This is a genomic window from Agrobacterium sp. LMR679 (genome assembly GCF_027157905.1).
Taxonomy (GTDB): Bacteria; Pseudomonadota; Alphaproteobacteria; order Rhizobiales; family Rhizobiaceae; genus Agrobacterium; species Agrobacterium leguminum.
The window spans coordinates 1644686-1657002 of sequence record NZ_JAPVOJ010000001.1; the positions used below are offsets into that span (position 1 = coordinate 1644686).

Consider the following 12317-nt stretch of genomic DNA (forward strand, 5'->3'; position numbering starts at 1 on the left):
TAAATTAGAATATACGCAATTACTAATTGAATTATGATGTCAGGGTGGAGTTTCCACGCGGGGCGGGAATGGCCAAACTCATAGGGAGGAAATTATGAGGGCTTTTTCTCGCAATTTGTTACTGTCCGCCTGTCTGATCCTGCCGATCAACGCCCATGCGCTGGATATCGGGATCGGTGGCGAGAATGGGGTTAACGCCAGTGTTGGCGACAATGGCAGTGGTGGGCTCGGGGTCGATGCCTCCGTTGGCGGCAGCAGTGGCGTTAACGCCAGTGCGGATGTCGGCGGCAGGAGCGGCGGCGGGCTGGGTGCGGATGTCAACGCATCGGTCGGCGGCAGCAATGGGGTCAATGCGGATGTCAATGCATCCGTCGGCGGTTCCAGCGGCGTCAATGCGGGTGTGAACGCTTCCGTTGGCGGCTCGGACGGCATCAATGCCAATGTCGGGGCCAATGTGGGCGGCTCGAGCGGTGTCGGTCTCGGCGTCGGCGTCGGTATCGGCGGCTCCGGTTCGACCGGCACGCCCGGAAATCCGGGCGGCAGCACCACCAATCCCGGCGGCTCGGGCACGGTGTCTCCCGGCGCGATGCGCAATGCCCTGCAAGCCTATAACGATATGTCGCGAACCGAGCAGATCAAGCTCGCCCGCCGTTGTGTCGATATTCTGGGCGGCGGATACGATGCGGCGCTGACGCAACTGTGCAAGATGATCAGGACGGCCTCGCGCTGAAGCAGGCTTTGTCCGTGTCAGAAACTTCGAAGGGCGCCGCCGGCGCCCTTCGGATCAATTGCCCTTGCGTCCGAAGGACAGGATTTTCTGCCGCAGGCTGCGGGCGAGATTGCGGGTGTTGCGGTACATGTCCACCTGCGTGGAAACCTGCCGCACGTCCCGGTCGCTGTTCTGGGCAAGTCCGACGACCAGCGTGCCCATTTCCTGACGCTCCTGCCAGAAGCGGCTCATGATCGGATGATCGGGCACGGCGCAGCTGTCGCTGCGCAGAATATTGGCGTCATCCAGATGCCAGTCGGTGAGTTTCTGCACCAGCAGCTTGCCGGGAGAAAATTGCGCATAGCTCTCGTCGAAAGCGGTCTTCCACGTATAGGCCTCGCCCGCCGTGATGAAGACGACCATGGAGGCGATGGCGCTGCCATTGAGATCGATGGTGTGGATACGCACCGCATCCGCTTCGGCCAGATTGGTGATCGCCTCGCGGGCGAAGGCGGCGCGATAACGGTCGTTGACCAGCGCGGTGCGTTTGCGGCCTTTCCAGCCGCTCGCCTCCAGCGCCAGAAACTCCTCCATGCGGTAACGCACGTCCGCTGGCTGCCGGGTAACGGTATAGGAGAGGGGCCCAAGTTTTTCGAGCTGACGCCACTGCCTGTTCATTTCGCGCAAATGGTGCGGCGCAAGGGCGTTTCGCAGATAGGCCTTGCCGTCGAGAAGGCTTTCCAGCATCGGCCGGTAATAATTGCCCGTCGTCGTCACCGGCAGGTTGCGGCTGAGCGCGATGGCTTTGAACATGCGGGCAAACGGCCCTTCCAGCCGGACATCCGGCAGAACCAGAACATTCGGCAGACGCATGTTGCTATCGGAAAGCGCATCGAAAAGATTGTCGAGGGTTTCGGCAGCGCCTTCCGTGTCGACCAGCGGCGTGCCGAGCGGCCCGAATGGATTGGCCCAGACGCGAATGATGGAGGGACCGATGGAAAAGCCCGGCTTTTCCACGGTAAAGGGCATCAGGAAGCGCATGCGGCTTCTGGCGCCATTCTCATCGCGAATGAGGGCGAAGCGCACGGACTTGTCGTCGATGCGCGGCATGGCGGGCGCGAGAAGCCTTCCGGTGAAGAAGACATTCGCCTCCATGACGCGGTTGGACAGAAAGTCGAGTTCTTCCTGCATGTCATAACCGAGCTGACCCGGATAGATGCAGAATTCCCGGCCATCGCGGCCCACGCGTCGGCTGCTGTCGGCCACGGGGCGGTCACGCTCCGCGGACGCCATCAGTGCCGCGATGCGCGGGTCCTGAAAATCCGGATTCTTTGGATCGCTGGACATGCTTATCGTTACACCGCCTTCCCAGTGTTTTGACCCGCCCGGGGATCGTTGAAGGCAAAAAGGACGATCCCGAGTGTGCGGCGAATGGCAATATGCAATAGCACAGCTTCTATGCCCATGGCTATCGCCACCGCTGCCGCGGCCCCTGCCAGACCATAGACCGGAATGAGCGCCATGTTGAGTGCAATGTTGCAACCGAAGATAATAATATAAAGGACGACACACAATTTTTGTTTGCCGGCCATGTTCAGCAATGTTTCCCCCGGGCCGATCAGCGCCTTGGCGAGGAAACCGGCGAAAAGGAAGAACATCAGCTCATAGCCCTGAACGAAGCCGGGGCCGAACAGCGACAGCAGGAACGGGCCGGCCAGAAGCACCACGCTGCCGACACCGAGCGACGGCCAGAAGGCCCAGCGCGCGGCCTGGCTGGCGAAACCGGCGAGCCCCTGCCTGTCATTGGCCGACATCAGGGTGGCCAAACGCGGGGCGGCGGCCGCCTGCACCGAGAAAAACACGAATTGCATCAGCACGATGGTCTTTGCCGCGGCAAAATAGATGCCGACCTGATCCGGCGGCAGGTAAAGCCCGACAATCACCACGTCGGAATTGGTCATCAAAAAACCGATGCCGTCGATCAGGAACATGGGGAAGGCGAACCTTATCCAGTGGCGGAAATGCACCCTGCGGGCCGTGCTGCGGAAATGCCGGTTGAGCCTGCGGTTCATGAAGGCGAAATGGAAAAGCGTGGTGACATAGGTGGCAAGAAGGGCCGTCAGCATGGCCGTCGTTGCGGTTTTTTCCGCGCCAAGACCGATTGCCACCAGCATGAACAGCAGGATCAGCACCGGGCGAACGATATAGGTGGGGCTGAGTGCGGAGACCGCCCAGCCATTGGCGCGTGCGGTGCCGTTCAGCACATCGCCCAGCGCCACCATCGGCAGGGTGAAAAGCGCCAGTGAAACGGGAATGAGATAATAGGAGGCGATGCTTTCGCCGAAGAAATACAGGAAAACGAAACCGAAAATCGCAAGCGCGCTGGCCGAAAGCATGGCGAAGACACGCGCCGTCGAGGTCAGTCCCATGATCTTGTCATGGGCATCCTCCAGGCGATAGCCGGGTAAAAAGCGGATGACGGTGGTGTGAAAACCGAGACAGGAAAGATTGCCGAACAGGATCACCAGAACCCAGACAAAAGCGAACAGGCCATATTCGAATTCACCCATCAGGCGGGCAAGGATGATCTGGGAAATGAAGGCGATACCGGCGCTGACGATACGCACTGCAAACGCAACCAGCGCCATGCGCTGCGCGCGGGAGACCTCATCTCCGCCGGAAAGAACGACGGCGACTTTCGCTACCAGCGGCGAAAGCGTCGCGCGCAGGCCTGCGGGTAAGGCTTTTTCCGCCGTGTTGAGGATAGCCATGATCCACACGCCATCATTTCCAGTTGAATAGGCAGGCCGATCATACGCGCTTCATCCTTAACGAAGGGTTTGGGACGCGCCGGCCTGTGTGCCAATATCGTTCGCCACGCGTGGCTTGCGGATGCCGTTGAACAGGAAAAGGGCGAGCGGACTGAGGCGTATCGCTTGATGCAGCAGATAGGCGACTGCCGTGGTGGCCGCGACGATGATGGTAAATTCCAGGATGGGCGGCAGCGCAATGAGGATGAACAGCGTTCCGAAGGCGTAGATCAGCGGATGATGAAACAGGTAGATGGTGAAGGACGCATCCGTCATGCGTCTGGCAAGCCGGTTCGGCCTGTCGAAATAGCGGCAGGCAAGGTCGATCAACAGACGGCTTGCCGCCACCGCCGCAATTGCCGACACCAGCACCAGCAGGGCCGAATTCGAAAAGGGATATTGCAGGCGCAGGATCACCGCCGTCGCGATGGCGCCCGCCGCGATGACGCCGGTGAGAAGACCCGTCTGGCGAAAGCGGTGAAACAGGGCGCGGTCACGGTGCAGCAGCGCGCCGATGAGGAAGAATGGCAGGTAGCGCGCATAGGGGTCGGAAGCGCGTTCATAGAGAAGAAAAAGGCCGCTTCCGCTCTTTGCCGCAAGCAGGCCGGATCCGTAGATCATCAATTCCCACACAACGGGTACGAGGCAGAGTGCCGCGAAAAACAGGGTGGTATGCCGCTGCCGCAGGCTGCCGAACCAGTCTCTCACATAGGCCAGTGGCGGACGTTCCGCGAGAAACAGCAGGCCGGCAAGCAGGATCGAATAGAAGATGAGGGCCGGCAGGAACCATAGATGCATGATCCACTGTTCGCTCGGGCGCAGCAGGCCGGGCAGGCTCTCAAGCAGTCGGTCGGCCGGGATATCGCCTTTGGCGACGCCGGCCAGTTGCAGCAGGAAAAGCTGCAATGGCCCGAGCAGAAGAATGGCGACGATGAAGGGCACGCCGAGGCGCAGGAAACGCTGCCTCAGCCAGCGCATCTTGCCCTTCTTGCCGATGACCATGGTGGAGAAATAGCCGGCCACCAGAAAGAATGCCGGCATGCGGAAGGTGGAGAGTGCAGCACCTAGCGCGCTCAGAAGCGGGCTGGTGTCGAAATCCTTGATGTCCCATGGCAAAACATGGCTGTAGAGCAGGGAGGCGTGATAGGGAATGCCGAGCAGCATGAGGAGCGCCCTTAGCGGGTCCCAATAATGCTCGTAGTCAGATTTGCCCGGTTGCATTTTTCCCTCGCGCCGCAAACGCGATCCCGTGTGATCAGCAATGACCAGCACGACTATTGGTGGAAAACGCTAATAAACCCTTCACGCCCCGGAGGGTGTGGGCGGAGCCTTTTTCCGGGGCAGGAGATCGAGGACCAGCGCACAGCCCAGAATGATGATCCCGGCGCCGAGGAGTTGGGGAAGTGAAAGCGGCTCATCCAGCACGAGCGCGCCGATGAGCACTGCCACGACGGTCACGGCAAATTCCACGCTGATCGTCCTCGTCGCACCGATGACCGAAACGAGACGGAAATAGGTGATGTAGGTGAGCCCGCTCATCACCACTGCCTGCACCAGAAGATATCCATAGTCGATGAGGCGGGGCGTTCCGGGCAGGGGCACGGCCAGAAGAAGCGGCAATGTCATCAGGCCGCCCGTCAGGAACGAGCCGATGGTGATCTCCCAGGAACCCACGCCCTTGAGATAACGGCTGGCATAATTGCTGCCATAGGCGGCGCAGATGCAGGCGGCAAGGGCGGCGGCACAGCCGATGATGAAGCCGGTCGTGACGGGCACAGCGGGGAAGCCGACAAGCAGCAAGATGCCGGCAAAGCCGATGACGAGACCCGCAAAGCCCTGTTTCGTCAGGCGTTCAAGTCCCCAGACCTGCGAGATGAGCATGGAAAAAAGCGGGATGGTGGCCACCAGAATGGCCGCCATGGCGGTGCCCACCAGCGGCGTCGCATAGGAAAGGCCGATCAACTGTCCCGCAACCGTTGTGGCGCCGACCACGGCAAAGGCACGCCAGCTGGCGGAAAATGCAAGCTTTCGGCGCGCCGCAATCGCGATCAGAAACAGGGTGATGGCGGTGACGAGAGAGCGGAGCGTGACCGCACCGATCCAGCCAAAGGCCTCGACGACATGCAAAAGCAGCAGGAAGGACATTCCCCACGCCAGTGCGAGAAAAACATAAGCGGCAAAGTCGCGAGGGGCCATGAAAGCGTTTTCCGGAAGACGATCAGGCTCCCATATTGGAAATTGCCGATATCCGTCAACAGCGATCGAGGGGTGTAACGAAAATCGCCCGCAACCGAAGGTGCGGGCGATGTCGTTTGTCTGTCAGGAACTGCCTCAGGCCTGTTCGAAAACGCCGTGGCAGTGCTTGTATTTCTTGCCGGAGCCGCAGGGGCACATTTCGTTGCGGCCGATGCGACCCCAGGTGGCGGGGTTTTCCGGATCGCGATCCTCGGCCGGCACGAAGGCGGCGGGCGAGGCCTGCTGGCCCTGCGCCATTTCGTCTTCGCCCGTATTGGGGTCGAGATGATGCGCCGTCATTTCAGGCAGTTCCGGCTGCTGCGGTTCCTGCTGCACCAGTTCCACGCGCATCAGCTGGGCGGTAACGGCCTCGCGCAGATTGGCGAGCAGCGCCTGGAACAGTTCGAAAGCTTCCGCCTTGTATTCCTGCAGCGGGTCGCGCTGGGCATAACCGCGGAAACCGACGACCGAGCGGAGATGGTCGAGGTTGACGATATGTTCGCGCCACAGATGGTCGATCGTCTGGAGAATGACCGAGCGTTCCACATAGGTCATGATCTCGGGGCCGAAACGTTCCGCGCGCTCGGCGGCGTATTTGTCGGCGGCCTCGGTGACGCGCTGGAGAATGTCGTCCTCGGCGATGCCTTCTTCCTTGGCCCATTCCTCCACCGGCAGGTCGAGGTTGAGGAACTGGGCGATGCCGGCCTTCAGGCCTGCAATATCCCACTGTTCGGCATAGGCATTTTCCGGAATATGCTTGGTGACGAGCGTTTCGATCACTTCATGGCGCATATCGGCTGCGGTTTCGCCGATATTGTCGGCTTCCATCAGCTCGAGACGCTGCTCGAAGATCACCTTGCGCTGGTCGTTCAGCACGTCGTCATATTTCAGAAGGTTCTTGCGGGTCTCGAAGTTGCGGGCTTCGACCTTCTTCTGGGCGCGTTCCAGCGCCTTGTTGATCCACGGATGGACGATTGCCTCGCCTTCCTTCAGACCGAGCTTCTGCAGCATCGAGTCCATGCGCTCGGAACCGAAGATGCGCATCAGGTCATCCTGAAGCGAGAGGTAGAATTTCGAACGGCCCGGGTCGCCCTGACGGCCGGAACGGCCGCGCAGCTGGTTGTCGATGCGTCGGCTTTCGTGGCGTTCGGTGGCGATGACGTAAAGACCGCCGGCGGCAAGTGCCTTTTCCTTCAGAACCTTGATCTCGGCGCGGATCGCCTGTTCCTTGGCGTCATGTTCCGGACCCGGTTCGATGCCTTCGAGCTCGCGCTCAAGCCGCATGTCGACGTTGCCGCCGAGCTGGATGTCGGTACCGCGGCCAGCCATGTTGGTGGCGATGGTAACCGCACCCGGAACGCCGGCCTGCGAGACGATATAGGCTTCCTGCTCGTGGTAACGCGCGTTCAGAACCTGGAAATCGGAGAAGCCGGACTGACGCAGGAGATGCGCCAGAAGTTCGGATTTTTCGATGGAGGTCGTGCCCACCAGAACCGGCTGGCCGCGTTCATGCGCCGCCTTGATCTCGGTGATGATCGCCTGGAACTTCTCCTCGCCGGTGCGGTAAACCTCGTCGTCCTCGTCGATACGCTGGATCGGCAGGTTGGTCGGCACTTCGATGACGTCGAGGCCGTAAATGTTGCCGAATTCTTCCGCTTCCGTTGCCGCCGTACCGGTCATGCCGGCCAGCTTTTCGTACATGCGGAAATAATTCTGGAAGGTGACGGAGGAAAGCGTCTGGTTTTCCGGCTGGATCTGCACCTTTTCCTTGGCTTCGAGAGCCTGATGCTGACCTTCGGAATAACGGCGGCCCGGCATCATGCGGCCGGTGAACTCGTCGATGATGACGATTTCGTCGTTACGGACGATATAGTCCTTGTCGCGGGTGAAGAGCTTGTGGGCCTTCAGCGCATTGTTGATGTGGTGAACGATGGCGACGTTTTCGACGTCGTAAAGCGATTCGCCCTTCAGGAGGCCCGCCTGCCGCAGCAGGTTCTCGAGCTTTTCTGTGCCGTCTTCGGAGAAGTTGGCCGAGCGCTGCTTTTCATCGATTTCGTAATCTTCCGGCGTCAGCAGCGGAATGAAGGCGTCGATGGTGTTGTAAAGGTCGGAACGGTCGTCCAGCGGGCCGGAAATGATGAGCGGCGTGCGCGCCTCGTCGACCAGGATCGAGTCGACTTCGTCGACGATCGCGTAGTTGTGGCCGCGCTGAACCATCTGGGCGCGGTCATATTTCATGTTGTCGCGCAGATAGTCGAAGCCGAGTTCGTTATTCGTCGCGTAGGTGATGTCGCAGGCATAGGCCTCGCGGCGCTGGTCGTCGTCCAGCCCGTGGACGATGACGCCGGTCGTCAGGCCGAGGAAGCCATAGAGCCTGCTCATCGTGGCCGCGTCGCGCTTGGCGAGATAGTCGTTGACGGTGACGACATGCACGCCCTTGCCGGCAAGGGCGTTGAGGTAGACCGCAAGCGTCGCCACCAGCGTCTTGCCTTCACCGGTCTTCATTTCGGCGATGGCGCCGCCATGCAGAATCATGCCGCCGGTCAGCTGCACGTCGAACGGGCGCATATGCAGAACGCGGCGCGACGCTTCACGGGCGACGGCGAAAGCCGGGATCAGCAGGTCGTCCAGCGTCTTGCCATCGGCAAGCTGCTGGCGGAACTCAGCGGTCTTGGCCGCCAGCGCTTCGTCGGAGAGCGCCTTGGTGGCTTCTTCCAGCGCATTGATGGCTGCGATCTTGCTTTTATAGGAGCGGACGCGGCGGTCATTTGCCGAACCGAACAACTTGCGGGCTATTCCGCCGAGACTGACCATCTTACTGGCCCTTTCTGAAATTCCGTTTTGCCGGGCGCTTTTCTCCGTCACGCCGATTTCAGCATAAATGACGGACTTCGCCCTTCAACGTATCTGGACGCGAGGTTGCGTGACAGATAAGAGGGGGGGCAAATGATGTCAACGGTTCTGCCCGTTACAGAATGGCCACAATCCGGTGTTTGGAAGTTTTTTCAGAGCCGGAAACCATGTCTGGAGCCGGCATTGTCCCCGAAAGGTTCAAAATGTTGCGCTATAATAAAATTGCGGCTGCGGTGATTGTGGCCACGCTCGGCCTCCAGCTTCCGGCTTTTGCACAGGAAGACAAGGTTGTCGCCAAGGTCGGCGATCTGGAAATCCACCAGTCCGAACTCGACCTCGCCATGAGCAACCTCGACCCGCAGCTCGCGCAGCTTCCCGATGAGCAGAAGAAGGTTGCCGCCCTTTCCGGCGCGATCGACGTCAAGCTTCTGGTGAAGAACGCCAGCGCCGAAGGTCTGGAAAAGACTGAAGATTTCAAGAAGCGCATGGAATTCATCCAGGACCGTGAGCTGCACAACGCCTATTTCCGCAAGCACGTGGTCGATGCCGTTACCGCTGACGAAGTAAAGGCCCGCTACGACAAGGAAGTCGCAGCACTGCCGCAGGAAGAGGAAATCAAGGCCGCGCACATTCTCGTCGCCAGCGAGGACGAAGCGAAAGACATCATCAAGCAGCTTGATTCGGGCAAGGATTTCGCCGCGCTCGCCAAGGAAAAGTCGACCGATTCCAACAAGGATGACGGCGGCGATCTCGGCTGGTTCGGCAAGGGCCGCATGGTGCCGGAATTCGAAGAAGCCGCTTTCGGCCTCGAAAAAGGCGCTTACACCAAGGCTCCGGTGAAGACCCAGTTCGGCTTCCACGTCATCAAGCTCGAAGACAAGCGCATCGCGCCGCCGCCGGCTTTCGAGCAGGTCGAGCCGCAGGTTCGTCAGCTTGTCATGCGTGACAAGTACGTTGCCCTCATCGAGAAGGCCAAGGCTGACCAGAAGATCGAAATCATGGATGAGACGCTGAAGAAGGGCTACGACGAAGCCACGAAGGAACAGCAGGCTCAGCCGCAGCCGCAGCAGTAAGAATTACCCTTGTTATGGGGCGGCTTTAAAGGCCGCCCCGTTTCATCTCTGGCATTTCCATACTTCCCATTTCCAGAATTTCAGGCGCTTCCCATGTCCGTTGCCGTTTCCCCGCTCGCTCCGAAATCCTATCCCGACATGCCTGCGCTGCGCGGCGTTCGCATGGCGACGGCCGCCGCCGGCATCAAGTACAAGAACCGCACCGACGTTCTGCTGATGGTGTTCGACAAGCCGGCAAGCGTCGCCGGCGTCTTCACCAAATCGAAATGCCCTTCCGCCCCGGTCGATTTCTGCCGCGCCAATCTCGGCGGCGGCGTGGCGCGCGCCGTGGTGGTCAATTCCGGCAATGCCAACGCCTTTACCGGCGTCAAGGGCAAGGCCGCGACCGAACTGACGGCGAAATCCGCCGCTGCCGCTGTTGGCTGCTCCGAAAGCGAGGTGTTTCTGGCATCGACAGGCGTGATCGGTGAGCCGCTGGATGCCTCGAAATTTGCCGGCGTTCTCGACGACATGAATGTCAGGGCGGAAGCAGATTTCTGGCAGGAAGCCGCCAAGGCGATCATGACGACCGATACCTATCCCAAGGTTTCGACCCGTACCGCCGAGATCGGCGGCGTGATCGTGACGATCAACGGCATTTCCAAGGGTGCCGGCATGATTGCGCCCGACATGGCGACGATGCTCTCTTTCGTGGTGACGGATGCGGATATCGAGCCCGCCGCCCTGCAGTCGCTGCTGTCTGCCGGTGTTGGCCCGACATTCAATTCCGTGACGGTCGATAGCGACACTTCCACCTCAGATACGTTGATGCTGTTTGCGACAGGTGCTGCCGCCGAAGACGGCCAGGTGAAGGTAACGAGCGCCGATGACGAGCGCCTTGCCGGCTTCCGCACCGCGCTGAACGATCTCCTGAAGGACCTCGCCTTGCAGGTGGTTCGTGACGGCGAAGGCGCGCGCAAGATGGTGGAAGTCACCGTAACAGGCGCGGAAAACGATGCCGCCGCCAAGAAGATTGCCCTCTCCATCGCCAATTCGCCGCTGGTGAAGACCGCGGTTGCGGGCGAAGACGCCAATTGGGGCCGCGTCGTCATGGCTGTCGGCAAGTCGGGCGAAATGGCCGACCGCGACCGCCTTGCCATCTGGTTCGGCGGCGTGCGCGTGGCCGTCAACGGCGAGCGTGACCCGGATTATTCGGAGGCGGAAACCAGCGCGGTGATGCGTCTCGAAGACATTCCGGTGAAGGTGGATATCGGTCTCGGTCAGGGAACGGCCACCGTCTGGACCTGTGACCTGACGAAAGAATATGTTGCGATCAACGGCGACTACCGGAGCTGACCGTTGGAGCCGAAGAGAATGCAGGACAACAAGGCCGTCAATCTGCCGCTGGTTCGCCGTCTGGAAGCCGTCAGCTTCCGGGCATGGCCTGCCTCGTCGGTGATTTATGACGGTAGCTGGCAAATCCGCCTGACGGGTTCGCACCCCTCCAAGCGCATCAACTGCGTGGTGCCGCTCGATCCGTCCGATTACGGAAACAGCGCGGTGCGGCTGGAAAAGGCACGTAAGCGGTTCGAAGATTTCGGCCGACCGCTGGTGGTGCGCGAAACGACGCTGATGCCGCCGCAGCTGAGAGAATTTCTCTCGAATGACGATTGGTCCGTTTTCGAAGAGGTCACGGTCATGACGGCCGATCTCTCCGGAATGGAACTGCCCGAAACGCTGGTCAGTCTGCCGAGCCACGATATCGGCCGTTTTATCGAGGCGAGCATCAAGGTCAGCGATGGCGACCCGGCGCTCCGTCCGGCGATTGCGGAAATCGTCAGCTCCATCAAGCCGGCGCTCGGCCTCTTCATCAATGAGGAAGTGGAAGGCAATCCGCTCGCGACGGTGATCTGCGTGCAGGATAACGATCTCGCCGGCATTCTCTCGCTCGACGTTATAAAATCGCAGCGTAAAAAGGGTCTCGGCACGCAGATCCTGTCATCCGCGTTGCGCTGGGCCAGAATAAGCGGCGCAAAAACCGCCTGGCTGCAGGTGGTTTCCACCAATGCGCCGGCGATCGCCCTTTATCAAAAATTCGGCTTCTCCGAGGCTTATCGTTATCGCTACTGGCGCAAGGGAACCGGCGAATGAGCGAGGCAGGCAAAAAAATCCTGCTGGTCGCCGCCTGCGCCCTTCTCGATCAGGATGGCCGCATTCTTCTGGCGCAGCGTCCGGAAGGCAAGTCGCTTGCGGGTCTGTGGGAATTTCCGGGCGGCAAGGTGGAGCATGGCGAGACGCCGGAGGAAACCCTTGTCCGTGAACTGGACGAGGAGCTGGGCATCAAAACCAAGGTCGCCTGCCTCGCACCGCTGACATTTGCCAGCCATACCTATGAGACCTTTCACCTCCTGATGCCGCTTTACGTGTGCCGCCGTTATGAGGGCATTGCACACGGTCGGGAAGGGCAGGCGATCAAATGGGTGAAGCCGCAGGCCCTGCGCGATTACCCCATGCCGCCGGCCGATGAGCCGCTCATACCCTTCCTGCAGGATCTGCTATAAAATCGGGAAGCCCCCCCGAGGTCCTCGCGTATTATCCCGTCACGGCTTCGTGAAAATGCCCCGTTTGCAGCGCTTTGCCGTGCCAAAACGGGGCTGT

At 60.3% G+C, this 12317-nt stretch carries 10 protein-coding genes; 5 read left to right on the forward strand and 5 right to left on the reverse strand.

All coding sequences use genetic code 11. The features are described 5' to 3' along the window. Positions 1-94 precede the first annotated feature (94 nt). Complete coding sequence (gene uppQ, locus O3W47_RS07740; protein ID WP_080819305.1) at positions 95-730, forward strand: polysaccharide biosynthesis GNAT family N-acetyltransferase UppQ; 636 nt, start codon at positions 95-97, stop codon at positions 728-730. A gap of 54 nt (positions 731-784) precedes the next feature. Here uppQ and O3W47_RS07745 read toward each other — a convergent pair whose 3' ends face one another. From O3W47_RS07745 to secA, 5 genes are all read right to left on the reverse strand, one after another. Further along, positions 785-2056, reverse strand: coding sequence for a GNAT family N-acetyltransferase (locus O3W47_RS07745; protein ID WP_080819304.1), 1272 nt, complete (start codon positions 2054-2056; stop codon positions 785-787). An 8-nt stretch (positions 2057-2064) separates the two neighbouring features. Then, positions 2065-3480 (reverse strand): Wzx-type polysaccharide biosynthesis protein UppV, encoded by a 1416-nt coding sequence (gene uppV / locus O3W47_RS07750; RefSeq protein ID WP_137453793.1) that lies wholly within the window; start codon positions 3478-3480, stop codon positions 2065-2067. A gap of 57 nt (positions 3481-3537) precedes the next feature. Beyond that, on the reverse strand, positions 3538-4740 hold the full coding sequence (mdoC, locus tag O3W47_RS07755) for a glucans biosynthesis protein MdoC (protein ID WP_269313393.1): 1203 nt from the start codon (positions 4738-4740) through the stop codon (positions 3538-3540). Positions 4741-4821: 81 nt separating this feature from the next. Continuing rightward, on the reverse strand, positions 4822-5715 hold the full coding sequence (locus O3W47_RS07760) for a DMT family transporter (RefSeq protein WP_127755664.1): 894 nt from the start codon (positions 5713-5715) through the stop codon (positions 4822-4824). Between the two features lie 135 nt (positions 5716-5850). Then, a complete protein-coding gene (gene secA / locus O3W47_RS07765; RefSeq protein WP_269313394.1) occupies positions 5851-8568 on the reverse strand; it encodes a preprotein translocase subunit SecA in 2718 nt (905 codons plus the stop codon). Between the two features lie 242 nt (positions 8569-8810). Between secA and O3W47_RS07770 the strand changes: the two genes are divergently transcribed. The 4 genes from O3W47_RS07770 to mutT all read left to right on the forward strand — a co-directional run bounded on the left by O3W47_RS07770 (position 8811) and on the right by mutT (position 12220). Next, positions 8811-9680 (forward strand): peptidylprolyl isomerase, encoded by an 870-nt coding sequence (locus O3W47_RS07770; RefSeq protein ID WP_080858141.1) that lies wholly within the window; start codon positions 8811-8813, stop codon positions 9678-9680. 93 nt (positions 9681-9773) lie between these two features. Then, positions 9774-11015, forward strand: coding sequence for a bifunctional glutamate N-acetyltransferase/amino-acid acetyltransferase ArgJ (gene argJ, locus O3W47_RS07775; RefSeq protein ID WP_269313395.1), 1242 nt, complete (start codon positions 9774-9776; stop codon positions 11013-11015). A gap of 18 nt (positions 11016-11033) precedes the next feature. After that, positions 11034-11810, forward strand: coding sequence for a GNAT family N-acetyltransferase (locus O3W47_RS07780; protein WP_080819298.1), 777 nt, complete (start codon positions 11034-11036; stop codon positions 11808-11810). Further along, a complete protein-coding gene (gene mutT / locus O3W47_RS07785; RefSeq protein ID WP_003522547.1) occupies positions 11807-12220 on the forward strand; it encodes an 8-oxo-dGTP diphosphatase MutT in 414 nt (137 codons plus the stop codon). The genes O3W47_RS07780 and mutT overlap by 4 nt, the downstream gene beginning before the upstream one ends. Positions 12221-12317: the final 97 nt, after the last annotated feature.

Coding starts and splice junctions, on each gene's coding strand:
- O3W47_RS07745 (WP_080819304.1), bottom strand. CDS start 2,056: ATGTCCAGCGATCCAAAGAATCCGGATTTTCAGGACCCGCGCATCGCG.
- mutT (WP_003522547.1), top strand. CDS start 11,807: ATGAGCGAGGCAGGCAAAAAAATCCTGCTGGTCGCCGCCTGCGCCCTT.
- argJ (WP_269313395.1), top strand. CDS start 9,774: ATGTCCGTTGCCGTTTCCCCGCTCGCTCCGAAATCCTATCCCGACATG.
- O3W47_RS07770 (WP_080858141.1), top strand. CDS start 8,811: ATGTTGCGCTATAATAAAATTGCGGCTGCGGTGATTGTGGCCACGCTC.
- O3W47_RS07760 (WP_127755664.1), bottom strand. CDS start 5,715: ATGGCCCCTCGCGACTTTGCCGCTTATGTTTTTCTCGCACTGGCGTGG.
- O3W47_RS07780 (WP_080819298.1), top strand. CDS start 11,034: ATGCAGGACAACAAGGCCGTCAATCTGCCGCTGGTTCGCCGTCTGGAA.
- mdoC (WP_269313393.1), bottom strand. CDS start 4,740: ATGCAACCGGGCAAATCTGACTACGAGCATTATTGGGACCCGCTAAGG.
- uppQ (WP_080819305.1), top strand. CDS start 95: ATGAGGGCTTTTTCTCGCAATTTGTTACTGTCCGCCTGTCTGATCCTG.
- secA (WP_269313394.1), bottom strand. CDS start 8,568: ATGGTCAGTCTCGGCGGAATAGCCCGCAAGTTGTTCGGTTCGGCAAAT.
- uppV (WP_137453793.1), bottom strand. CDS start 3,480: ATGGCTATCCTCAACACGGCGGAAAAAGCCTTACCCGCAGGCCTGCGC.